The organism is Azotobacter chroococcum (assembly GCF_002220155.1).
Taxonomy (GTDB): Bacteria; Pseudomonadota; Gammaproteobacteria; order Pseudomonadales; family Pseudomonadaceae; genus Azotobacter; species Azotobacter chroococcum.
In genome coordinates, this window is record NZ_CP011835.1 from 4,508,065 (window position 1) to 4,531,771 (window position 23,707).

Annotated in this window: 18 protein-coding genes; 16 read left to right on the plus strand and 2 right to left on the minus strand. The window is 68.5% G+C overall.

From position 1 onward, the window contains the following. The first annotated feature begins 21 nt into the window (after positions 1-21). The 6 genes from ACG10_RS21015 to ACG10_RS21040 all read left to right on the plus strand — a co-directional run bounded on the left by ACG10_RS21015 (position 22) and on the right by ACG10_RS21040 (position 7,953). Positions 22-993 (plus strand): tripartite tricarboxylate transporter substrate binding protein, encoded by a 972-nt coding sequence (locus tag ACG10_RS21015; RefSeq protein WP_157731499.1) that lies wholly within the window; start codon positions 22-24, stop codon positions 991-993. 168 nt (positions 994-1,161) lie between these two features. Beyond that, entirely contained in the window at positions 1,162-3,417 is a 2,256-nt protein-coding gene (locus ACG10_RS21020) for a sigma-54-dependent transcriptional regulator (RefSeq protein ID WP_198318985.1), read from the plus strand. Between the two features lie 36 nt (positions 3,418-3,453). Further along, positions 3,454-4,674, plus strand: coding sequence for a DUF917 domain-containing protein (locus ACG10_RS21025; protein ID WP_089169709.1), 1,221 nt, complete (start codon positions 3,454-3,456; stop codon positions 4,672-4,674). Beyond that, positions 4,671-5,393 (plus strand): aspartate/glutamate racemase family protein, encoded by a 723-nt coding sequence (locus ACG10_RS21030; RefSeq protein ID WP_089169710.1) that lies wholly within the window; start codon positions 4,671-4,673, stop codon positions 5,391-5,393. The genes ACG10_RS21025 and ACG10_RS21030 overlap by 4 nt, the downstream gene beginning before the upstream one ends. A gap of 314 nt (positions 5,394-5,707) precedes the next feature. Beyond that, positions 5,708-7,096 carry a C69 family dipeptidase gene (locus ACG10_RS21035; RefSeq protein ID WP_089169711.1) on the plus strand — a complete coding sequence of 463 codons (1,389 nt, stop codon included), beginning with the start codon at positions 5,708-5,710 and terminating at the stop codon, positions 7,094-7,096. 164 nt (positions 7,097-7,260) lie between these two features. After that, complete coding sequence (locus tag ACG10_RS21040; protein WP_089169712.1) at positions 7,261-7,953, plus strand: DUF3313 domain-containing protein; 693 nt, start codon at positions 7,261-7,263, stop codon at positions 7,951-7,953. Between the two features lie 68 nt (positions 7,954-8,021). Here the strand turns inward: ACG10_RS21040 and ACG10_RS21045 are convergent, their stop codons facing one another. Further along, complete coding sequence (locus tag ACG10_RS21045; protein ID WP_089169713.1) at positions 8,022-8,384, minus strand: DUF5064 family protein; 363 nt, start codon at positions 8,382-8,384, stop codon at positions 8,022-8,024. Positions 8,385-8,644: 260 nt separating this feature from the next. Here ACG10_RS21045 and ACG10_RS21050 point away from each other — a divergent pair, with 260 nt between their 5' ends. The 10 genes from ACG10_RS21050 to ACG10_RS21095 all read left to right on the plus strand — a co-directional run bounded on the left by ACG10_RS21050 (position 8,645) and on the right by ACG10_RS21095 (position 21,983). Further along, positions 8,645-10,972: a DUF3141 domain-containing protein gene (locus tag ACG10_RS21050; RefSeq protein ID WP_232487154.1), complete on the plus strand. Its 2,328-nt coding sequence runs from the start codon at positions 8,645-8,647 to the stop codon at positions 10,970-10,972. A gap of 23 nt (positions 10,973-10,995) precedes the next feature. Then, positions 10,996-11,952 carry a phosphate acetyltransferase gene (locus ACG10_RS21055; protein ID WP_039807160.1) on the plus strand — a complete coding sequence of 319 codons (957 nt, stop codon included), beginning with the start codon at positions 10,996-10,998 and terminating at the stop codon, positions 11,950-11,952. A gap of 3 nt (positions 11,953-11,955) precedes the next feature. Next, a complete protein-coding gene (locus ACG10_RS21060) occupies positions 11,956-13,140 on the plus strand; it encodes an acetate/propionate family kinase (RefSeq protein WP_089169714.1) in 1,185 nt (394 codons plus the stop codon). A 19-nt stretch (positions 13,141-13,159) separates the two neighbouring features. After that, a complete protein-coding gene (gene fabI / locus ACG10_RS21065; protein ID WP_089169715.1) occupies positions 13,160-13,942 on the plus strand; it encodes an enoyl-ACP reductase FabI in 783 nt (260 codons plus the stop codon). A gap of 246 nt (positions 13,943-14,188) precedes the next feature. Further along, entirely contained in the window at positions 14,189-15,310 is a 1,122-nt protein-coding gene (locus ACG10_RS21070) for an efflux RND transporter periplasmic adaptor subunit (protein WP_198319094.1), read from the plus strand. A 13-nt stretch (positions 15,311-15,323) separates the two neighbouring features. Continuing rightward, the gene (locus ACG10_RS21075) at positions 15,324-18,533 is read left to right on the plus strand and encodes an efflux RND transporter permease subunit (protein ID WP_089169717.1); all 3,210 of its coding nucleotides are present in this window, start codon (positions 15,324-15,326) and stop codon (positions 18,531-18,533) included. Position 18,534: 1 nt separating this feature from the next. After that, complete coding sequence (locus ACG10_RS21080; RefSeq protein WP_089169718.1) at positions 18,535-19,149, plus strand: paraquat-inducible protein A; 615 nt, start codon at positions 18,535-18,537, stop codon at positions 19,147-19,149. Next, a complete protein-coding gene (locus tag ACG10_RS21085) occupies positions 19,146-19,772 on the plus strand; it encodes a paraquat-inducible protein A (RefSeq protein WP_039807172.1) in 627 nt (208 codons plus the stop codon). The genes ACG10_RS21080 and ACG10_RS21085 overlap by 4 nt, the downstream gene beginning before the upstream one ends. Then, positions 19,765-21,387: a PqiB family protein gene (locus tag ACG10_RS21090; protein WP_089169719.1), complete on the plus strand. Its 1,623-nt coding sequence runs from the start codon at positions 19,765-19,767 to the stop codon at positions 21,385-21,387. Before ACG10_RS21085 ends, ACG10_RS21090 begins: the two co-directional genes overlap by 8 nt. Further along, a complete protein-coding gene (locus tag ACG10_RS21095; protein ID WP_089169720.1) occupies positions 21,384-21,983 on the plus strand; it encodes a PqiC family protein in 600 nt (199 codons plus the stop codon). Before ACG10_RS21090 ends, ACG10_RS21095 begins: the two co-directional genes overlap by 4 nt. A 24-nt stretch (positions 21,984-22,007) precedes the next feature. Here ACG10_RS21095 and ACG10_RS21100 read toward each other — a convergent pair whose 3' ends face one another. Then, complete coding sequence (locus tag ACG10_RS21100) at positions 22,008-23,111, minus strand: AI-2E family transporter (protein ID WP_089169721.1); 1,104 nt, start codon at positions 23,109-23,111, stop codon at positions 22,008-22,010. Positions 23,112-23,707 lie beyond the last annotated feature (596 nt).

Sequence of the window (23,707 nt, forward strand, 5' to 3'; positions counted from 1 at the left end):
AATAACAAGAAGGTGAATCACGTGAAAAAAACCACACTCCTGCGTGCCACCCTGGCAGCCGTCGTCGGCCTTGCCCTCCAGGGCGCGGCCCAGGCCGCCGACTATCCGAGCAGACCGGTCGAGCTGGTGGTGCCGGCCGCCGCCACCGGTGCCTCCGACCTGAGCGCCCGGGTCTTCGCCAAGTACGCCGAAAAGCTGCTCGGCAAGCCGGTGGTGGTGGTCAGGATCAATGGCGAAGGCGGCTACAAGGGCTCGCGCTCGGTCCACGAGGACCCGTCCAAGGGCTACAGGGTGCTCTATACCCACCAGGGCCTCGTCGCCAACTACCTGACCCGGATGGCCCCCTATTCCTACGACGGCTTCAAGATCGGTCCCTCGGTTGTCGAAGACGCCACCCTGGGGCTCTACGTGTCCGGCAAATCGGGGATCACGTCGATCGGCGACCTGCTCGCCAGGGCCAGGGCCAAGCCGGGCAAGCTCAAGGCCGCCACCGAATACGGCACCATCAGCCATTTCATGTTCCTCAAGCTGCAGAAGGAGCAGGACGTGACGTTCAGGCTGATGGACACCGGCGGGGACGCCGCCCGGCTCGCCGCGCTGATCGGCGGCACCGTCGACGTCATGGCCAAGGTCTATTCGGGCACCCAGGAATACCTCCAGTCGGGCGACTTCGTGCTGCTCGGCGAGCCGACCGGCACGCGCGCGCCGAACGCCCCGCATGTGCCGACCTACCGGGAACAGGGGGTAGACTTCACCTTCCCGCCCTACCTGTGGACCCTGTTCTTCAGCCAGAACACGCCCCAGGCCGTCGTCGACACCTGGACCGGGATCGCCCGCGAAGTGACCGCGAATCCGGCCTACCGGAAGGAGATCGAGGCGCTCGGCATGGCCTGGACCTACAGGTCGCCAGAGGAAAGCACCGCCGCCTATGCCGACACCCAGAAGGCCTGGGCGGCACTGGCGGCCGGGACGGCGGCCGTCGCCCGGCAGTGAGGCCCGGCGGATGTCCGCCGCCGATCGACGGCGGCGGACATCCGCGCCGCGACGCCGGCATTGGGCCACAATCCAGCTACAGGGCGCCTGACGCAATCTGGACGCATGCTCCAGATCGGTGCAAGCTGCCCCACCCCGCCCAGCCTGCCTCGCCAAGGAATGGTGCTGATGCTCGACTCTGCTTCATTCGGCACACCGACGGAAATCGTCGGCGAATCGGCCCGCTTCCGCAGCCTGCTGAGCCTGGTCGAGCGCATCGCCCCCACCACGCACACCCTGCTGATCTGCGGCCCCACCGGCTCGGGCAAGGAAGTGGTGGCGCGACGGGTACACGCGCAGGGCCTGCATCCCGGGCAGCCCTTCGTCGACGTCAACTGCGGAGCGATTCCGGAAAACCTCATCGAGTCGGAACTGTTCGGCCATGCCCGTGGCGCCTTCACCGGGGCGACCAGCCAGCGCCCCGGCTACTTCCAGCAGGTCGGTCGCGGCACGCTGTTTCTCGACGAGATCGGCGAGCTGCCGCTGGCCCTGCAGACCCGCCTGCTGCGGGTGCTGGAGACCCGCAGCTTCCGCCCGATCGGCGCCAGCGAGTCGCTGCGCTTCGAGGGCCGGGTGGTCGCCGCCACCCACCGCGACCTGCAGGCCATGGTCCGCGAAGGCCGCTTCCGCGAGGATCTCTACCACCGCCTGACGGTGTTCGTACTCGAGGTGCCCGGCCTCGACCAGCGCCGCGAGGACATCCCGGCGCTGGTGACGCACTTCGCCGCCCGCCAGCCACGGCCGCTGTCGTTCTCCGAGGTGGCGCTCGAGCGGCTGCGCCAGGCGCCCTGGCCGGGCCATGTGCGCCAGCTGCGCAACCTGATCGACCGGCTGGGCGTGCTGGCCCTCTCCGAGCGGATCGGCCTCGCCGAACTGGAGCCCTTCCTGGCGCCGTCCCAGAACGCTTCCGCCGAACAGGACGAGCTGGCCGACGCCCTGCTGGCGCTGGAAGGCGACAACAAGCTGCAGGCGGCCGAGAACCTGCTGATCGACCGGGCGCTGCAGCGCAGCGGCGGCAACAAGAGCGCGGCCGCCCAGCTGCTGGGCGTCAGCCGCAAGGTCGTCGAGCGGCGCCTGAAGTCCCGCGAGAGCCGCGGCCAGGATGCCGAACTCCTGCTCGAGGAAGGCCGCCGGCGGGTCGAGGCGGCGGAATTCCGCGAGGCGATCCCGCCACTGCGCCGCTGTCTCGACCAGTTGAGCCGGCGCGACGGGGCACACGTCCTGCAGTTCGAGGCCTACCGCCTGCTCGGCGTCAGCCTGCGCAGCGTGAACGGCTGGTTGTGCGCCGAGGCCTGCGCCTGCTACGAAGCGGCCCTGCAGGCGGGAGAGGGCCTGGGCTACGGCAGCGAGCTGGCCTCCATGCAGTTCGGCATCTGGGTCACCCAGCTGATGACCCTGGAGCTGGGCAGGGCCCGCGCCACGGCGCAGGACATGCTGCAGCGCGCCCGCGACCTCGGCAGTCCGGCCGCCCTCGACGAGGCCCACGTGGCCATGGCCAACACCCTGTTCTGGCTGGGCGACTGCGAGGAAGCCCTGGCCTGCCTGGCCCGCGGCGGACTGCTGCAGGGCGGCGAGGACGAGGCGCGCAGCGGCCTGCAGGGCTTCGACCTGGTCGCCCTGGCGCTGACCTTCGAGGGCCTGGCGGCCTTCCAGCTGGGCGCCTTCGCCCGGGCGCGCCAGGCCATGCAGCGCCTGCTGCTGCGCTGCGGGGAGGACAACCCGCATCCCTTCAACCGGGCCCTGGCCCTGCAGGGCGCCGTCTGGCTGGCCTGCCTGTTCGAGGACCGGGAGCGCCTCGGGCCGCTGGCGGCGGACCTGGACTCCCTCTCCGAGCAGCACGGCTTCACCTTCTACCGGGGCATCGGCCAGGTCTTCCGCGGCTGCCACATGGGCTCGCTCGGCGCCTTCGACGAGGCCGAGCGCTTCATGCTCGAGGGCTACCAGAGCCACATGCTCAACCACGGCGGCCGCCTGTTCCATTCCTTCCAGGCCTGGCAGCGCGGCGAGCTGCTGCTGCAGGCCGGACGTCCCGCCGACTGCGAAAGCCTGCTGGCCCATGCGCTGGACCTGGCCCTGGAGCACCAGGAGCGGACCTATCTGGGCGAGCTGCAGACCCTCAAGGCGCGGGCCCGCTGGGCACAGGGCGACCCGGACGGCGCCGAGCAGGAGCTGCGCAGCGCCCTGTCCACCGCCATGGCGCTGGGCTCGGTGTCCGCGCGCATAGCCGCCGCCACCCAGCTCGCCCTGCTGCTGCGCCAGACCCGCCGCGCGCAGCAGGCCGCCGAGCTGCTCGCCCGGGCGCTGCGCGGCGTCGCCCCGGAGGCGCCACCGCCGAGCCTGGCCCGGGCGCTGCAACTGCTCGCGGAGCTGGGCACCGGCCACTGATCACGCACCACAACCATGCAAGACAAGGAGTGACACATGGCGTTTGAACTCGGTCCCCAGGACCTGGAAGCATTGCTGCTGGGCGGGGCCTTCTTCGGCAGCGGCGGCGGCGGCACCATCACCTCCGCCCGCCACCTGGCGGCGAACTTCCACGCGGGCGACTACTACCCCAGCCAGCGCGTGCGGGTGGTGTCGGTGGAAGAGGCCGGCGACGGGGACACCGTGATGGTCGCCTACATGGGCGCCCCCGAAGCGATCAACAGCACCACCTATCCCATCGGTCCCGTGGCCGCAGCCCGGCAGGTGCAGGCGCGCCTGGCGGCCCAGGGCCGCCGGCTGGCCTATGTGGTGTCCCCGGAAAGCGGCGCCCTCGGCTTCGTCGTCGCCTGTCTGGTGGCCGCCAAGCTGGGACTCGCGGTGGTCGACGCCGACGGCGCCGGGCGCGCCGTGCCCTCGCTGCCGATGCTGACCTACGCCGCCGCCGAGATCAGCCCGCGGCCGACCTTCCTGGTCAGCCAGGGCGAACTGTGCGTGGAGCTGGACGTGACGCCGCGCAGCGGCATCAACGGCGATCCGGCCCACCAGCAGGACGTCTCGGTGATCGTCGAGCAGATGACCCGGCCGATCGTCGCCGCCGCGCAGTTCGGCGAGTTCGGCGGCCTGGCCATGTGGATCATGAGCCCGGCCGAGCTGCCCGCCGCGCTGCCGATCCGCGCTACCCTGTCCCGAGCGCTGCAGCTGGGCCGCGCCCTGCAGGCCGGAGAGATCGGCAGTGCGGCGGCCATGATCGACTACCTCGACAAGGCGTTCGGCATCCTCGCCCGGGCGATCTCCCAGCCCGGCGAGCTGGTCGCCGCCGAAGTGGATACCACCGGCGGCTTCGACCTCGGCAAGGTCCACCTGCAGGCCGGAGCGCGCCGCTACACCGTGGTCTACCAGAACGAATCGCTGCTGGCCTGGGACAGCGCGCGTCCCGCCCCCATCCTGCTGGCCCCCGACAGCCTGGCGTACTTCGTCGAGGGCCCGGGCCAGGCGGTGTATTCCAACGGCGACCTGGTGCTGGCCGATGGCAGCCTCAACCCCGAGGTCAGGCAGCGCACCGTCACCCTGCTCGCCTGGCAGGCCGACCCCGCGCTGCGCACGCCGGGCGGACTGATCCTCGACTCCTTCCGGCAGCTGCTGGCCAGCATGGGCTATCTGGGCCCCTACGTGCCGGTCGGCGAACTACAGCGGGACCGCGCGGAGGTCGGCGCATGAACGCTCCCATCCGTATCGCCGTGCTGGTCCCGGCGGCGACCGACGCCTACAACGCGCGCATCCTGCAGGCCATCGATCCGGTGGTGCCGGCCGACGTGCAGGTGGAAATCCGCGCCATCGCCGCAGGCCATGCCTGCATCGAGAACCGCACCAACTGGCTGCAGAACGGCATGCCGGTGGTGGAACTGGCGCGCCAGCTGGAACAGGAAGGCTTCGACGGCATCTGGCTGACCGACTTCGACATGTGCGGCGTCGAGGCCGCCCGCGAAGTCATCGACATCCCGATCGTCGGCGGCTTCCCGACCTCGGCCTTCAGTGCCCTGGCCCTGAGCCAGCGCTTTTCCATCATCACCGTGCTGCAGAGCACCCTGGCCATGCAGCGCGGCCACGTCCTGAGCTATGGCCTCAGCGAGTCGTTCGCCTCGATCCACGCCGTGGACTGCAACGTGGCCGACCTCGGCAACCTCGACGTGGTGGTCGCCCGGACCTTCGAACAGGCCCTCAAGGCGGTCCGCGAGGACGGCGCGCAGTCGCTGCTGCTGGGCTGCACCGGCTTCGTCGACGTGGCCGGCCGGGTCGCCACCCTGCTGGAGGAAACCCTGGGCAGCTACGTCCCGGTCATCGACCCGAACCAGGCCGGCTTCGGCTTCCTGGTCTCCCTGGTGCGCATGAAGCTGCGCCCCAGCCGGCTGACCTACAGCAAGATCACGACCCTCTAACCTGCCTGCATCGCCTTGGCGCCCCCGTCCGGGGGCGTTCCCTGCCTCCATGTCCGGGCCGGACCGCCCTGTCCGGACATGGATGACTTCGTCCATCCGGCCCGCGCCGCCCTGGCTGGATTCGTCCATTCTTTTCCGCCAAACTCCCAAAGCGAACAAATAAATCAATAAAAATCAATAAGTTGACCACATGGAACAGGCCTTGCTTCAGGGATTGCCGACAAAGACGCCAACGCCACCGGCGTATTGGCCCTGTCCGCCGGGCATGTCCCTTTCATGCCCCGTCCATTTCCGGTGCAGCAGAGAGTTCTTCCATGTGCATCAACATCGCAATCGGCAGGGAAGCGAGCACGGACAACCAGATCATGGTTTGCCGCAACGAGGATGGCCGCGGTCATCGCTGGAACCGCTACCTCGCCTATCGGAGCGAGCCGGAATACGCCAGTCCCCTGGTCGTGCACGAGGGGATCTGGACCCTGGGCAACGGCCTCGGCGTGCCCCTGCCGGCCAACGGCTTCGCCTACAGCGCCATGCCCGATGCGCAACCCCATCGCGCAGCCAGGTGCCATCTCCACGAGGGACGCGGGATCAACGAGAACAACGTCGCCGTTTCGACGACCAACGCCCGGCGCCTGAACCCGCAGGCCATGGCCGCCGATCCGCTGCTGGCCGAGGCCGGTATCGAGGAAGCGGTGATTCCCACCCTGCTGCTGCCGCAGGCCCTGAGCGCCCGCCATGGCGTGGAACTGCTGGGCTACTACATCGAGCGCTACGGCGCCAGCGAAGCCTGCGGCGCGATTCTCGCCGACGCCTTCGAGGCTTGGTACCTGGAGACCGGTTCGGCGCATCACTGGATCGCGGTGCGGATTCCCGCCGACAGCTACCTGGTCGCGGCCGGCACCATGCGCGTCCATGACGTCGACCTCGACGGGGCCGGCGTGCTGCATTCCCGCGGGCTGTTCGAGTTCGTCACGGAGCACCGCCTGCTGGCCGATCCCGACCGCCGGCGCTTCGATTTCGCCGGAGCCTTCGGCGTCCCCGGCAGCCCCCACGACGCCGAACGGATCTGGCTCACCCAGAAGCACCTGAGCTCCTCGCAACGCCAGGGCCCACGACAGCCGCGCTATCCGCTGTTCCTGAAGCCCGATGGCCGGCTCTGCGTCACCGATGTGATGACGGTGTTGCGCGGCACCAGCATGTGGAGGGTGTTCGAAGGCGGTACGGGCCGGCCGAGCGCGCACGACAGGACCGAGGCGAGCCACATCGTCTGCCTGAGCGCGGACATGCCCACCGAACTGCGCGGGCTGATCTGGCAGACCCTCGGCTCGCCCCTCGGCACCCCCTACCTGCCGCTCTACCACGCGATGCAGGACATCCCCCGCGAACTGGACCGGGGTTCCGACCCGCAGGGCGGCCCCCCCGCCTACCGGGCCTTCCGCAGCCTCCTTGCACTGGCCGGCAGCGAAACGCCCGGGCATCTCTCCGCGCTGCAGGCCATGTGGCATGCCCAGGAGCAGGAGTTCGTCTTCCAGCAGCACCACCTGAAGCAGATGCTGCTCTCCATGTACCTGCAATCGCCGCCGAGCGCCCTCGCCTTCGCCCAGCACTACAGCACCGGCTGCATCCTGCAGATGGTGGAAAAGGCCCACCGCGAACGCCAGCGCCTGATGGCGCGCCCCCCGGAAAAGACCGGCAACGCGTAGGCGGCCTGCGCGGAACGGCGAGCCGGGCTGCACGCCTGCGTCCAGTGGAGACGCAGGCTCGAAGGCCTGTCAGCCGGCCTGCCCCGCAGCCCGTCGGAATCACCGGGCCCCGTCCGGGAACCTTCTAGACTCGACTCTCCAAGGAAACCCAAGGGAGATCGAACATGCGTTCCTGGAAATTCGCGCTCGCCGTCCTGGTGCTCGCCGGCACCGCCTGCAGCAACATCCCCTCCTCGGAAACCCGCCATTCGGGCTTTCTCGACGACTACAGCCGGCTGGTCAAGGACCCCTACTGGGACAACAGCGAGTACTGGGTCAAGCCAGGCCTGAACCTGCGCCAGGACTACGACAAGCGGATCGTCCTCGAACCGGCCCGCTATTACGTGGACCCCGACACCCAGAAGCTGATCGCCGAGCGCGGCGAGGAAACCGCCAAGGTCCTGTCCCATCTCAATCTGGCCATCCGTCGCGAACTGCAGGCCGGCGGCTACCAGCTGGTGACGTCCGGCGATGCGCGCAGTCTGCGCGTGCGCCCGGCGATCACCGGGCTGATCCGCAACGCCCGCGACATGAAGGTTGGCGAATACCTTCCGATCGGTTTTCTGATCGGCGCCGGCATGCAGCTCGCCGGCGTGCGCGACCAGCAGGTACGGATCTTCTTCGAAACCGAGATCCGCAACGCCAGGACCGGGGAAGTCCTCGGCCAATCGGTCAGCGCCGCCAGCGGCAACGAGGTCTCGCCCTCGGTCAAGGCCAGCGCCAGCGACACCTACCAGGCCCTGGACGACTGGGCCAAACAGGTGCGCGAACGTCTGGACCGGGCCTATAGCGAGACCAAGGGCCAGGCCTCGCGCTGAACGGAAGGGAAATGGACGAGCCGCCCTGCGGGCGCCGGACAACGCGATCCGGCGCCCGCAGGGCGGCTTCAGACGCCGGGCAGATGATCGAGGTTGATCGGATCGCCGGGGTGTATCCCCAGCTTTTCGCGAATGTCCCGGAACATGGCGTCGTATTCGCCATGCTCGCGCAGGACCGGCCCGAAGCGCGGCTGGAAGCCGTTGCGCACGGCGATCTGGGTCAGCGCATTCATGAAGTCGAAGGCCATGTCGCGGTGCAGCTCGCATTCATCCGCAAAGGATTTGCCGTCGATCTCGCCCTCCATGCGCAGGTGCAGCATCGGCCCCTCCTGGGGATCTTCGCGCACCTCGTAATAGACATCGCAGGTGAAGGCCTGGCGGTTGAGCTTGTCCACCTTCTGCTCGCGATGCACATGACCGGGTGTGAACATGGGAGTCTCCTTGCAGTGTGAAAACACGATTCGGGAACCCACCCACTGTCGGCCGGCGGGCTCCGCCCGGACTCAGTGTAGGCACTCCGCCGCCGCCCGCACCGCTGAGCGACATTCGGCCACGAGCGCAGCACAAGGCGGTAAGAGCCATGTACCGCCGACCGGAAAAAAGGCAGCCAGAAGAAACCAGACGAGCGGCATGGTCAATTTGATGTCGCTGCCTAGACTGAGCCTCGAATCACGACTTTTGGGGCATGAGCATGGACATCGCAGCCCGGCTGGCACGCAGCCAGGATATTTCCGGCAAGGCCAAGAAACTCTTCGAAAAACGCGCCCGGATCGCCCAGGAAAACCTCAGGGAACGGGTGCGCACGGCCTGGGAGAAGGAAATGGCCGGCCTGACGGCCAAGCCCCTCACGCCCTGGAGCCTCTGGAACGCCTGGTACCGCTATGGCGTGGACGCTACCCAGCGCTCGGTACTGTTCTGGGACACCCTGCGCCAGCGCGGCAACAACTATCTGGAGCACCTGCAGCAGGGCCAGCCGCCCCTGCTGCATTTCGACTACGAGACGGTGCTGGACGGGCGCACCTTCGAGCGCCCGGTCAACTACGCCCTGCTGCGCATCCTGCCGCCCCCCGGGGTGCAGCTGGACCCCAGGCTGCGGCCCTACATGATTCTCGACCCGCGGGCCGGGCACGGCCCGGGGATCGGCGGCTTCAAGGACGACTCCCAGGTGGGGGTGGCCCTGCGCGAGGGGCATCCGGTGTACTTCGTGATCTTCTTCCGCGAGCCGGAGCCAGGCCAGACCCTGCTGGATGTGTGCGCCGCCGAGCAGCGCTTCGTGCGCAAGGTGCGCGAGCTGCACCCGGACAGCCCCAAGCCGGTGCTGGTCGGCAACTGCCAGGGCGGCTGGGCGGCGATGATGCTGGCCACCTCGGACCCGGACGCCACCGGCCCGGTGGTGATCAACGGCTCGCCGATGTCCTACTGGGGCGGCGCCTGGCAGGAGGGCGAGGGCGACAACCCCATGCGCTACGCCGGCGGACTGCTCGGCGGCACCTGGCTGGCCTCCTTCGCCTCCGACCTGGGCAACGGCGTCTTCGACGGCGCCTGGCTGGTGCAGAACTTCGAGAGCCTGAACCCCGCCAACACCTACTGGGACAAGTACTACCACCTGTTCGCCAACATCGACACCGAGCCGCCGCGCTTCCTGGAGTTCGAGCGCTGGTGGGGCGGCTACTTCCTGATGAACCGCGAGGAGATCGAATGGATCACCCGCAACCTCTTCGTCGGCAACAAGCTCTGGTCCGGCGAGACCCGCAGCGGTAGCGGCAAGGCCTTCGACCTGCGCGACATCAAGTCGCCGATCATCCTGTTCGCCTCCCTGGGCGACAACATCACCCCGCCCCAGCAGGCCTTCAACTGGGTGGCGGACGTCTACGGCAGCACCGAGGAGATCAAGGCCCGCGGCCAGGTCATCGTCGGCCTGCTGCACCAGGACATCGGCCACCTGGGGATCTTCGTGTCCGGCAAGGTGGCCCGCAAGGAACACGCGCAGATCGTCGAGGTGCTGAAATCCATCGAGATGCTGCCCCCCGGCCTGTACGGCATGTCCATCAGCGAGCACAGGGGCAGCGGCGGCCAGGTGGAGTACGCGGTGGAGTTCCACGAGCATCGCCTGGAGGAGATTTCTGCCCGGCTCAACCGCCTGCAGCGGGCCGACGAGAAGCCCTTCGAGGCGGTGGCCGCGCTGTCCGAGTTCAACCAGCGAGCCTACCAGATCTTCGCCCAGCCCCTGGTGCAGGCCCTGTCCAGCGAGCGCTCCGCCAAGGCGTTGCGGGAGTTTCACCCCCTGCGGGTACAGCACTGGGCCATTTCCGACCGCAATCCCTGGCTCTGGTGGCTGGGCCCCGCCGCCGCGGCGGTCAAGGCGCAGCGCCAGGCAGCGGATACGGACGATCAGCCCCACCACAGCGAGAAGCTGGCCTCCGAGCTGATCAGCGCCTCCCTGGACTATTACCGGGCGATGCGCGATGCCCTCGGCGAGGCGATGTTCTTCCAGACCTACGGCAACCTGTTCGCCCTGTACCTGGCCGACCGGCCCGGCGCGGAGCAGCCGGTCGCGGCCGGCGTGGCCGAGCCGCGGGAACAGCCCTTCATCCAGGAAACCCTGGCCGCCATCGGCGAAGGCGGCTACAGCGAGGCCTTCGCCCGGGTGGCGGCCCTGCTCACCGGCAAGGGCGACGTGCCCCTGTCGCGACTGGTGACGAAGCAGGAAATCGCCCGGGACTACGTCGATCTGCTGCCCACCCTGCCCGCCGAGGAGTGGCGGCGTATCCGCGGCGAACAGGAAATCATCGTCAGCTACGAGCCCGGGCAGGCCATCGCCACCCTGCCCGCCCTGCTGGCCGAGACAGAGGAGCGCGACCGGCTGCTGGTCCTGCTCGAACGCCTGATGGCGGACGAGCGCGTCCAGCGGAGCAAGCCGACCGCCGAACAGCAGGCCATGCTCGAGCGCATCCGCGACGTGCTGGGCAGCAAGCCCGCCCCCCGGCGGCGCATCGCCGCCGTGAAGAAGAAAGCCTGAGCCCCGAGAAACGGAGACACTCAATGACCGGCAGCCACGAAAAATACCGACGCCTGATCGACTACTGCAGCGCCCTGCCGCCCACCCCCACGGCAGTGGCCTGGCCCTGCGACCAGAGCTCCCTGCAGGGCGTGGTGGATGCGGCGCAAAACGGCCTGATCGCGCCGATCCTGGTCGGCCCGCGCGAGCAGATCGAGGCGCTGGCCGCGCAGCACGGCATCGACATCGGCGGACTGCCGATCGAGGACGCCCCCTACAGCCAGGCCGCCGCCGCCCGCGCGGTGGCGCTGGTGCGCGAAGGCAAGGCCGAGGCGCTGATGAAGGGCAGCCTGCACACCGACGAGCTGATGGGCGCGGTGGTCAAGCGGGAGACCGGGCTGCGCACCGCGCGCCGGGTCAGCCACTGCTTCGTGATGGACGTGCCGGGGCACGCGGACACCCTGATCATCACCGACGCCGCGGTGAACATCGCGCCGACCCTCGCCGAGAAGATGGACATCACCCAGAACGCCATCGACCTGGCCCACGCGCTGTTGCAGGTCAGTCCGGAGAAGAAGGAGGTGCGGGTGGCGATCCTCTCGGCAATGGAGACCGTCAACCCAGCCGTGCCCTCCACCGTCGAGGCGGCCGCCCTGTGCAAGATGGCCGACCGCCGGCAGATCACCGGCGCCATCCTCGACGGACCCCTGGCCCTGGACAACGCCATCAGCCTGGAGGCGGCGCAGATCAAGAAGATCGACTCGCCGGTGGCGGGCCGCGCCAACGTGCTGGTGGTGCCCGACCTGGAGGCCGGCAACATGCTCGCCAAGAGCCTGTCCTTCCTCGCCGGCGCGGATGCCGCCGGCATCGTGCTGGGCGCGCGGGTGCCGATCATCCTGACCAGCCGCGCCGACTCGCTGACCACTCGCCTGGCGTCCTGCGCGGTGGCGTCCCTGGTGGCCAAGGCCCGGCGCGAGAACGCCGGGAAGGCGATGGGCTGAGCCATGCAGAATGCGATCCTGGTCCTCAACGCCGGCTCCTCCAGCCTCAAGTTCTCGCTCTTCGCCGACCCTCCCGGCGGGCCGGAACTCCGCCTGCGCGGGCAGATCGAGGGGCTCAACGGCGCGCCGCACTTCATCGCCCGGGACACCGCGGGCGCCATCCTCGACGAGCGGCGCTGGGCCGACGGCACCCGCCTCGGCCACGACGGCGCAGCCCACCATCTGGTGGAATTCCTGCAGGGCTTCCGGGATGAATACCAGCTGATGGCGGTGGGCCACCGGGTGGTCCACGGCGGTCAGGCGTTCTCCCAGCCCGTGCGGGTGGACGCCGAGGTACTGGCGAAGCTGGAGAAGTTCGTCCCCCTCGCGCCCCTGCACCAGCCCCACAACCTGGCGCCGATCCGCGCCGTGGCCGAACGGGCGCCGCAGCTGCCCCAGGTGGCCTGCTTCGACACCGCCTTCCACCGCCGGCAGCCCGAGCTCGCCCAGCTGTTCGCCCTGCCGTCGGCCATCACCGAGCGCGGCGTGCGGCGTTATGGCTTCCACGGTCTATCCTACGAATATATCGCCAGCGTGCTGCCGCAACTGGCCCCCGAGGCCGCCGCCGGCCGGGTCGTGGTCGCCCACCTGGGCAACGGCGCCAGCCTGTGCGCCATGGCCGCCGGCCGGAGCATGGCCAGCACCATGGGCTTCACCGCGGTGGACGGCCTGCCGATGGGCACCCGCTGCGGCAACATCGATCCGGGAGTGATCCTCTATCTCATGGACGAACTGAAGATGGACGCCCGCGCCATCGAGCGACTGATCTACAAGGAATCCGGACTGCTCGGCGTGTCGGGGATTTCCAGCGACATGCGCGAACTCTTGGCCAGCGACGCACCGCGCGCTGCCTTGGCGGTGGACCTCTTCGTCTACCGCATCGGCCGCGAGCTCGGCTCCCTGGCCGCGGCCCTGGGCGGGCTCGATGCCCTGGTATTCACCGGCGGCATCGGCGAGCACGCTCCGGCGATCCGCGCGCGCGTCTGCCGCGACGCCGCCTGGCTGGGCGTGGAGCTGGACGAAGCCGCCAACGAAGCCGGCGGACCGCGGATCAGCACGGCCTCCAGCACGGTGTCGGCCTGGACGCTCGCCACCAACGAGGAACTGATGATCGCCCGCCATACCCGGCAGACGATTTCGCCCACCTGAGAACCCGAGGAAAAAGGACATGACTCCGGAGACTCCCCGCCCGCTGCTCAAGGGCACCAAGGCGCTGGTGGTCGGCGTGGCCAACGAACACTCGATCGCCTACGGCTGCGCCAAGGCCTTCGCCGAACTCGGTGCCGAGGTGGCCATCACCTACGCCAACGACAAGACCCGCACCTACGTCGAGCCGCTGGCCAGGGAGCTGAAGGCGCCGATCTTCATGCCGCTGGATGTCGCCAAGGCCGGCGAGCTCGAAGCGGTGTTCGAGACGATCACCCGGCAATGGGGACGACTGGACATCCTAGTGCATGCCGTTGCCTGGGCACCCAAGGAAGACCTGCAGGGCGGCCTGCTCGACTCCTCGGCGGAGGGTTTCGGCCTGGCCATGGATATCTCCTGCCATTCCTTCGTGCGCATGGCCCGTCTGGCGGCGCCGCTCATGACCAACGGCGGGACCCTGTTCGCCATGAGCTATTACGGGGCCAACAAGGTGGTGCCCAACTACAACCTGATGGGACCGGTGAAGGCCGCGCTGGAGGCGTCCTGCCGCTATCTCGCCTACGAACTCGGCCCCAAAGGCATCCGCGTGCATGCCATCTCCCCCGGCCCACTCAAGACCCGCGCCGCCTCCGGCCTCAAGGATTTCGACCTGCTGCTCAACGAGGCGGCGCAGCGCGCGCCGCTCGGGGAGCTGGTGGACATCATGGACGTGGGCTTCACCTGCGCCTACCTGGCCAGCCCCTACGCCCGCCGCCTGTCCGGCGAGACGCTGTACGTGGACGGCGGCGTGAACATCATGGCCTGAGCCCGGCGCGCAACCGACAGCCCGGAGAACTCTGCAGCAAGCCCGGCAGGCAAGGCTGGCAGCACAATCATCACGTGGGGTTTGCCCATGATCACTCGCTTTTTCCGGCGCATCCGTCCGGGCTTTGGCAGGCTCCCAAGCCGTCTCGCTTTGCGGATCGCCTGCCTGGCCGGCGGCCTCGTCCTGCTGGCCGGCTGCGACGAAAAGCCGGTCGCCCCGGCGCGGCCGCCCACCGAAGTGACCGCCATGACGGTGGCCGCGCAGGATACCCCGGTGACACTGGAATTCGTCGCCCAGACCGAGAGCTCCCGGGAGGTGGAAATCCGCGCCCGCGTCGCGGGCTTCCTGGACAAGCGGCTGTACAACGAAGGCGAGCTGGTGAAGGCCGGGCAGGTCCTGTTCCAGATGGACCCCAAGCCTTTCGAAGCGGCGCTGCAGTCGGCCCAGGGACAACTCGCCCAGCAACAGGCGCGCCTGGAAATGGCCAGGGCCGACCTGGTCCGGGTCCGCCCCCTGGTGAAGCTGGGCGCGCTCAGCAAGAAGAGTCTCGACGATGCCATCGGCAACGAGCGGCAGGCCCAGGCCGCCGTGCTCAGCGCCGAGGGGGCGGTGCGCACGGCGCAAATCAATCTCGGCTATACCACCATCGCCTCGCCCCTCACCGGCGTGTCGGGCTCTGCCAGGCAGCAGGATGGCAGCTACGTGACGCCGGGCGAAGCGGGCCTGCTGACCCATGTGTCGCAGGTGGACCCCATCTACGTCAACTTCAGCCTCTCGGAAAACGAGATGCTGAAGTATCGCAGCGAGATTGCCGCCGGCCAGCTCAGGTTCCCGCCGAACAACGCCTTCGAAGTCGAAGTGGTGCTGGCCGACGGCTCGCTGGTGCCCGATCGCGGCCGCCTCAGCTTTGCCGATTTCTCCTTCAGCGAGGAAACCGGCACCTTCCTGATCCGGGCAGAGCTGGCCAACTCCAAGGGGCTGCTGCGTCCCGGCCAGTTCGTGCGCGCCCACCTCAAGGGCGCGACCCGGCCCAAGGCCGTGCTGGTGCCCCAGCGGGCGGTCCTGCAGGGTCCCAGAAGCCATTACGTGTGGGTGATCGACAACGACGGCAAGCCCGAGCAGCGCGTCGTGGCAATGGGCGACTGGCACGGCGACGACTGGTTCGTCAGCCAGGGCCTGCGCCTCGGCGAGCGCATCGTGGTCGACGGTGCGATCCGGGTGGCGCCCGGGGTCCCGCTGAAGATCGTCGATGCCCGTCCCGCCACGGAAGGAGCGGGCGAGCGGCAGCGCCCGGTGGCGGCCGAGGCCTGGCCCGGCCAGCAGGAGCGGCTGAAGGTCACGCCATCCGACCAGGGATCGGCGCCATGAGCGGACGGACCCCATGAGCATCTCCCATTACTGCATCGACCGGCCGATCTTCGCCTCGGTGATTTCCATCGTCATCACCCTGGCCGGGGCGGTGGCGATGTTCAATCTGCCCGTGGCCCAGTATCCGGACATCACCCCGCCGCAGATCACGGTGTCGGCCACCTACCCCGGCGCCGACGCCGAAGTGGTGGCCAACAACGTGGCGGCGCCCATCGAACAGCAGGTCAACGGCGCCGACGACATGATCTACATGTACTCGTCGAGTTCGGCGACGGGCAACATGACCCTCAACGTCTTCTTCGAGATCGGCACCGACCCTTCCCTCGCCCAGGTGGACGTGCAGAACCGGGTGAACCTGGCCCTGCCGCAGCTGCCGTCGGCGGTCCAGGCCCAGGGCATCAACGTGCAGAAGAAGTCCTCGGCCTTCATGATGGTCATCGCGGTGTATTCCCCCGAGGACCGCTACGACAGCACCTACATCGCCAACTACACGAACATCTACCTCCTGGATGCCATCAAGCGCATCCCCGGGGCCAACCAGGCCGCCATCTTCGGCACCCCGGACTACGCCATGCGGATCTGGCTGAAGCCGGACCGGATGGCCCAGCTGGGCATCTCGGCCACCGACGTGCAGCAGGCGGTGGCCAACCAGAACCAGCAGTTCGCCGTGGGCCGCATCGGCCAGTCCCCCACCGGCCAGCCGGTGGAGCAGTCCTTCGCCGTCACCACCAAGGGCCGCCTGAGCGAGCCCGCCGAGTTCGAGAACATCATCATCCGTGCCGCCAGCGGCGGGGCGGCCATCGTTCGCCTGCGCGACATCGGCCGTGCCGAACTCGGCCAGAAGGACTACTCGCTGCGCAGCACCTACCAGGGCAGGCCGGCAACCCTGATGGCGGTCTACCAGCAGCCCGGCGCCAACGCCCTGGAGGTGTCCGCCGCGGTCCGGGAGACCCTGGCGGAGATGGAGAAGAGCTTTCCCGCCGGCCTCGAGTACACGATCGTGATGGACACCACGGCCTTCACCCGCGCGTCCATCAACGAGGTGGTGAAAACCTTCTTCGAGGCCCTGGTGCTGGTGGTGGCGGTGGTCTACCTGTTCCTGCAGAGCCTGCGCGCCACCCTGATCCCGGTGCTGGCGGTGCCGGTGTCGATCGTCGGCACCTTCATCGGCATGACCGCCCTGGGTTTCTCCGTCAACATGCTGACCCTGTTCGGCATGGTGCTGGCGATCGGCATCGTGGTGGACGACGCCATCGTGGTGATCGAGAACGTCGAGCGCAACATGCACGTCCACAAGATGAATCCCAAGGACGCCGCCAAGCGGGCCATGGACGAGGTGGCCGGCCCGGTGGTGGCCATCGTGCTGGTGCTTTGCGCGGTGTTCATTCCGGTGGCCTTCATGGGCGGCATCACCGGCCAGCTCTACAAGCAGTTCGCCATTACCATCGCCATCTCGGTAGTGATCTCCGGCCTGGTGGCCCTGACCCTGTCGCCGGCCCTGGCCGCCATCCTGCTCAAGCCCGCCCACGGCGAGAAGCGCGGCTTCTTCCGCTGGTTCGAACGCAGCTTCGAGCGCATGACCGAGGGCTACTCCCGTTCGGTGGCCTTCATGATCAAGCGCTTCGTGCTGGCGCTGCTGCTGTTCGCCGGCATGATCGTCCTGACGGTGCTGATGGCGCAGCGGATTCCCGGCGCCTTCCTGCCGCCCGAGGATCAGGGCTACCTGCTCGGTGCGGTGATCATGCCCGACGCCGCCAGCCTGGATCGCACCAGCGAGGTGGGCAAGGTCGCCAGCGACTACTTCATGAACAACGAGGCCGTCGAAGGGGTGGCCGTCGTCAACGGCTACAGCCTGCTGGACAGCCAGAACAAGAACAACGCCGGCACCTTCTTCGTCGGCTTCAAGGATTTCGAGGAGCGCTACAAGGACGCGGAAACCATCCAGGCGCAGGGTGCCTCCGCCGTCATCAGGGCGGCCGGCCAGACACTCTCCCAGGTGCGCGAGGGGCTCATCCTGCCGGTCAACCCACCGTCCATTCCCGGCCTGGGCACCACCGGCGGCATGGAGGTGTGGATCCAGAGCAAGGGCGACGGCACCGTCAGCCAACTGGCCGAGCTGGTGAACAACTTCGTGGTCCAGGCCAGACAACGCCCGGAACTCGGCACCATCACCTCCACCTTCAACGCCTTCTCCCAGCAGTTGCTCGCCGACGTGGACCGGGAAAAGGCGGAAACCCTGGGCGTGCCGGTGGAGGACGTGTACAGCACCATGCAGACCATGTTCGGCTCGCTGTACGTGTCGCAGTTCAACAAGTTCAGCCGTCTGTGGCAGGTGATCCTGCAGGCCGAGCCCTCCTATCGCCTCAAGGTCGACGACCTGCAGCAGATCTACGTGCGCAGCCGCAGCGGCGAGATGGTCCCGCTCAAGGCCCTGCTGACCACCCGCTACGTCACCGGCCCCGACCTCCTGACCCGCTTCAACAACTTCCCGGCGGTGAAGATCACCGCCAACGCGGCGCCGGGCTTCAGCTCCGGGCAGGCGCTCCAGGCCCTCGAAGCGGTGGCCGCGGAGGTCATGACCAGCGACTATGGCCTGGCCCTGAGCGGCGAGGCCTTCGAGGAGAAGAAGGCCGGCGGCACCACCTCCCAGGTGTTCGTCTTCGGCCTGATCATGGTGTTTTTGATCCTCGCCGCCCAGTACGAGAAGTGGTCGCTGCCGGTCGGCGTGCTGCTGGCGGTGCCCTTCGCGCTGTTCGGCGCCCTGCTGGCGATCCTCTTGCGCGGGCTGGTCAACGACGTGTACTTCCAGATCGGCCTGACCATGCTGGTGGCCCTGGCGGCGAAGAATGCCATCCTGATCTTCGAGTTCGCCGTGCTGAACCGCGAACAGGGCATGTCGGTCTTCGATGCGGCGATGACCGCGGCGAAGGAACGCCTGCGGCCCATCGTGATGACCTCGCTGGCCTTCATCCTCGGCTGCGTGCCCCTGGCGATCGCCGTCGGCGCCTCCGAGAACAGCCGCCACTCGATCGGCACCGGGGTGATCGGCGGGATGCTGGCGGCGACGGTGATCGCGGTGTTCTTCATCCCGCTGTTCTACTATCTGGTGGAGCGGATTTCCGAGAAGACCGGCGGCGCGAAGAAGGCGGCGCCGCCTGCCGAGCCGGCGCTGCCGGGCGCTCTGCCGGGCAGCGCGCCGCAACAGCGCCGCGAGGACGACTGAGATGGGCATGGCCGAGCAGCCGCTGGTCGCCTGCCACGACTGCGACCTCCTGCAGCGCGAGCCGCTCCTGCCCCAGGGCGGCGTGGCGCGCTGCCGGCGCTGCGGGGCGACCCTGCTGCGCAGCCATCCGCAGAGCACCGAGCGCGCCCTGGCCTGCACCCTCGGCGCCCTGTTCCTCTTCGTCCTCGCCAACGTCTTTCCCATCGTCGGCCTCAAGCTCAGCGGCGACTTCGTGCAGACCACCCTGCTCGGCGCGGCGCAGGTCATGTACCGCAACGACATGCGCCTGGTCGCCGGACTGGTGCTGGTGACCACCTTCGTCGCGCCCCTGACGCAGATGCTGGCCATGACCTACCTGCTGCTGCCGGCCTGTCTCGGACGCCGGCCGCCGCAGGCCCGGCGGGTGTTCCGCGGCATGACCCTGATCCAGCCCTGGAGCATGCTGGAGGTGTTCGTGCTCGGCATCCTGGTCGCGCTGGTCAAGCTCGCCCACCTCGCCATCGTGGTGCCGGGGATCGCCCTGTGGTCGTTCGGCGGGGTGATGCTGCTGATGGCGGCGGCGACCGCTGCCTTCGACGCCCGCGACCTGTGGACACGCCTGGAGGCGGCGCGATGAAGAGCCCGGCGAGCGCCGCCCGCTGGCACCTGGCGACCTGCCACGGCTGCGGCCTGCTGAGCCGCGCAGGCCATGAGCACGCCGCCCGCTGCCCGCGCTGCGGCAGCCCCCTGCACACCCGCAAGCCGGACAGCATCGCCCGCACCTGGGCCTTCATCGTCGCCGCGGCGATCCTCTACATCCCCGCCAACCTGCTGCCGATCATGGAGACCAGCTCCCTGTTCGGCGCCCAGGACGACACCATCATGAGCGGTGTGGTGTACCTGTGGATCTCCGGCTCCTGGCACCTGGCCCTGGTGGTGTTCATCGCCAGCATCCTGGTGCCGATGGCCAAGCTCTTCGCCCTGATCGTCCTCGTGCTGTCGGTGCAGCTGCGTGCCCGCTGGCAGCCGGTGCAGCGTACCCGCCTCTACCGCCTGGTGGAACTGGTCGGGCGCTGGTCGATGCTCGACGTTTACGTAGTGACCCTGCTGGTGGCCCTGGTGCAGCTCGAAGCCCTGGCGACCATCCGCCCCGGCACCGGGGCCCTGGCCTTCGGCGCCGTGGTGGTGCTGACCATGTTCGCGGCGATGAGCTTCGATCCGCGCCTGATCTGGGACTCCATGGAGAAAGACGATGCCTGATGCCCCCTCGCCTCCCGACCTGTCCACGCTGCCGGAGGCCGAGACGGCCCCCAAATCGCGCTGGAAGCCGCAGCTGGTCTGGCTGGTGCCGCTGGTGGCCGCCCTCATCGGCGGCTGGCTGGCGGTGAAGTCCATCCTCGAACAGGGTCCGGTCATCAGCATCGTCTTCAAGAACGCCGAGGGCCTGGAGGCGGGCAAGACCAAGCTCAGGTACAAGGACGTGGAGATCGGCCTGGTCACCACCGTGACCCTGTCCAAGGATCTCAAACAGGTGATCGCCACCGCGGAGCTGGTCAAGGACTTCCAGCCCCACCTGGTCGAGGACACCCGCTTCTGGCTGGTCAAGCCGCGCATTTCCGGCGGCAGCGTGACGGGACTCGGCACCGTGCTGTCCGGCTCGTACATCGGCGTGGGCGTCGGCAAGACCGACCGCGCTCAGAAGACCTTCACCGCCCTGGAGGTGCCGCCGCTCATCCAGCTCGACACGCCGGGCCGCGAGTTCGTCCTGCACAGCACCGACCTCGGCTCCCTCGAACTGGGCGCGCCGGTGTTCTTCCGGCGCCTGCAGGTCGGCCAGGTGGTGGCCTACCAGCTCGACGAGAACGGCCGGGGGGTGAGCCTGCGGCTGTTCGTCCACGCGCCCTACGACCGCTTCGTCACCGACAACTCCCGCTTCTGGAACGCCAGCGGGCTGGACGTCAAGCTCGGCGCCGGCGGCATCGAGGTGGATACCCAGTCCATGGTCTCGATCCTGCTGGGCGGGGTGGCCTTCGAGACGCCGCCGGAATCCGCCGCCTCGCCGGCCGCCGCGGCCGACACCCGCTTCGAGCTGTTCGCCGACCGGGCGCGGGCCATGCGCAATCCCGAGCGCGACGTGCTGAAGATGGTCCTGTTCTTCGACGAATCCCTGCGCGGCCTGGAAGTCGGCGCCCCGGTGGACTTCCAGGGCATCACCCTCGGCGAGGTATCGGCCATCCGGGTGGAACTGGACCACGTCAGCCGGCGCATCGTCATGCCGGTCGAGGTGAACCTCTATCCGGAGCGACTGCGGCTGCGCTCCCGGGAAAGCACGCTGCCCAGGTTCGAAGGGGAAGCGCGCAAGCGTTTCCTCGAAGAGCTGGTCGCCACTGGCCTTCGCGCCCAGCTGCGCAGCGGCAACCTGCTCACCGGCCAGCTCTACGTCTCCCTCGACGTCTTCCCCCAGGCGAGCGCGGCCAAGATCGACTGGGAAAGCGATCCACCGCAACTGCCCACCACGGTCGGCAGCCTGGGCGAACTGCAGGCCTCCCTGCAGCGCGTCGCCAGCAGGCTGGAAAAGCTGCCGCTGGAGCAGATCGGCGCCGACCTGCGGCAGACCCTGCAGAGCACCAGTCGCCTGCTGAACCGGCTGGATACCCAGGTGGCCCCCGAGCTGGCGGCCACCCTGGGCGAGGCGCGCAAGGCCGTGGACACCGCCCAGGGCATGATGGCCGCCGACGAACCCCTGCAGCAGGACACCCGCGAGGCCATCCGCGAGCTGGGGCGCACCGCCAAGTCCCTGCGCGCCCTGTCCGACTATCTCGAGCGTCATCCCGAAGCGCTGCTCTGGGGCAAAAAGAAGGAGACTGAACGGTGAAATCCCCTGCCCTGGTCCTTGCCGGCCTGGCCCTGGCCGCCCTCGCCGGCTGCGCCAGCAACGCCCCCGAAGAGCGTTTCTACACCCTCAGCGCCGTTGCCATGGCCGATGCACCGCTGGCCAGGGCGGCCTACAGCGTGAGCGTGGGGCCGGTCAGCGTGCCCGAGGCGGTGGACCGGCCGCAGCTGGTCCTGCGCCGTGCGCCCAACCGGGTGGAGATCCTCGAGCAGGCACGCTGGGCCGCCCCGCTGCCGAGCGGCATCGCCCAGGTCGTCGCCGCCAATCTGACGCACCTGCTGGGCGGCGCCCGGGTGGCGGCCTACCCGCAGAGCGCCGTGGCCGATCCCGACTACCGGGTGGCGGTGGACGTGCAGCGCTTCGAGTCGGCGCCCGGCGCCGCGGCCAGCCTCGATGCCCTGTGGACGATCCGCAGCGCCAAGGGCGCGCTGGTCAGGGCGGGCCGCTCGACGATCGACGAGCCAGCCAGGGGCGGCGACACCGAAGCCCTGGTGGCGGCCCATGACCGGGCCCTGGCGGCACTCAGCCGGGACATCGCCCGCGCCCTGCCGGCGGCCCGCCCGGCCGCCCTCCCCTGATCGGAATGGGCCGGGCCGCCGCCCTCAAGGGACGCCTGGCCCACCGGCTTCGACCTCGGCAGGCTGGTCGTCCACCCACTGCCAGAACAGGCGATAACCCACGGCCAGGACGATCGGCCCGATGAACAGGCCGAGGATGCCGCTGGCCACCATGCCGCCGAGCGCACCGATCAGCACCACCGGCATCGGCACGTCCACGCCGCGGCCGAGCAGCAGCGGCTTGAGCACGTTGTCCACCAGGCCGGCAAGGACGCTGTAGACGGCGAACACGATGGTCGTCACGCTGGCGCCTTCCGTGGAAAAGACGTAGATGATCACCGGCACGGTGATCAGGGTCGCCGGCACCTGGATGATGCCGAGCAGCAGGACCGCCAGGGCCAGCAGGCCGGCGCCCGGGACGCCCATGAGCACGAAGCCGACGCCGACCAGCAGCATCTGGATGAAGGCGATGCCGAGCACCCCCTGGGCCACGGTGCGGATGGTGGCCGTGCACAGCTCGACGAGCGACTCGCCTCTTTCCGGGCCGACGATCCGTACGGCGATGCGATGGGCGCTGCGATGGCCGAGTTCGCCGAAGGCCATCATGATGCCGGCGATGACCAGGGCAGCGATGAAGAGCAGAAAGCCGGCGCCGATACTGGCGATCCTGGCCAGCAGGCCGAGCAGGAACTCGCGGATTTGTGGCCTGTACTTCTCCAACGAGCCGGACAGGTCGGAAGCCGCCTGCTGCCAGAGGTCATGCACGGGCTGGCCGATCACCGGCCAGCTGGCCACCGACTCGGACGGCGGCGGAATGCGCAGGGAGTCGCCCCTGACGGTTTCCATGACCTGCTGCGCCGACTCGACGAGCGAGATGCCGAGCAGGTAGATCGGCACCATCAGGATCAGCAGGCCGGTCACCACGATGAGGCTGGCCGTCCGGCCCTCGTGGTGGCCCAGCCGGGCACCGAGCCGGCGCTGCAGCGGATAGAGCATGACCGCGAGGATCAGCGACCAGAGCATCAGCTCGAGAAAGGGGCGGAAGACCTGGTAGCAGTAGATCGTCAGGACGGCGATCAGGCCGGCGCGGATCAGGACATCGAGCAGGCCTTTGGAGAGTTGCAAGTTTGGAGCGAGTTTCGGCGACATGAAAAATCCCTTTCGTGGCTGAACGGCGCGTCCTGTCCGGGCGGTCTGGTCGACACTTCGAAAGTCGGGCCGAATGCTCTCACTGAGGAAACCAGGCGCCGATAGAGCATAGTCCAGGCAGCAAGCCGGCTGCGCGGCAGCTCGACGCCGGCGCCTCGAACCCCGCGGCATGGCCGGTCGAAATTTCAGTCCGGAAACGGGCGGGACAATTCCGCCCCCGGACGACAAGGTTTCATCGATACGACTCTCGAGTTGTCGCCGACAAGTAACCGGGCAGAACAGCCGGTTCTGCAAATCGGCTGCTGGTTTGCGCGTAAAAACCAGCCTCAGCCCGATCCGGAAATCGCCTTGACGATTCTTTGACGGAATATCTGTTAGAGCATTTTCATGAAATACCGGATCACTGCTGCAACTGTAGGTCGGGTTAGCCCGTAGGGCGTAACCCGACGCGACAGGCATGCCGGGCAGGCTGTCGGGTTACGCTACGCTAACCCGACCTACGGAGCTGCTGGTTTGTGTGTGAAAACCAGCCTCGGCCCGATACGGAAATCGCCTTAACGATTCTTTGACGAAACATTTGTTAATAAACTTCAGCG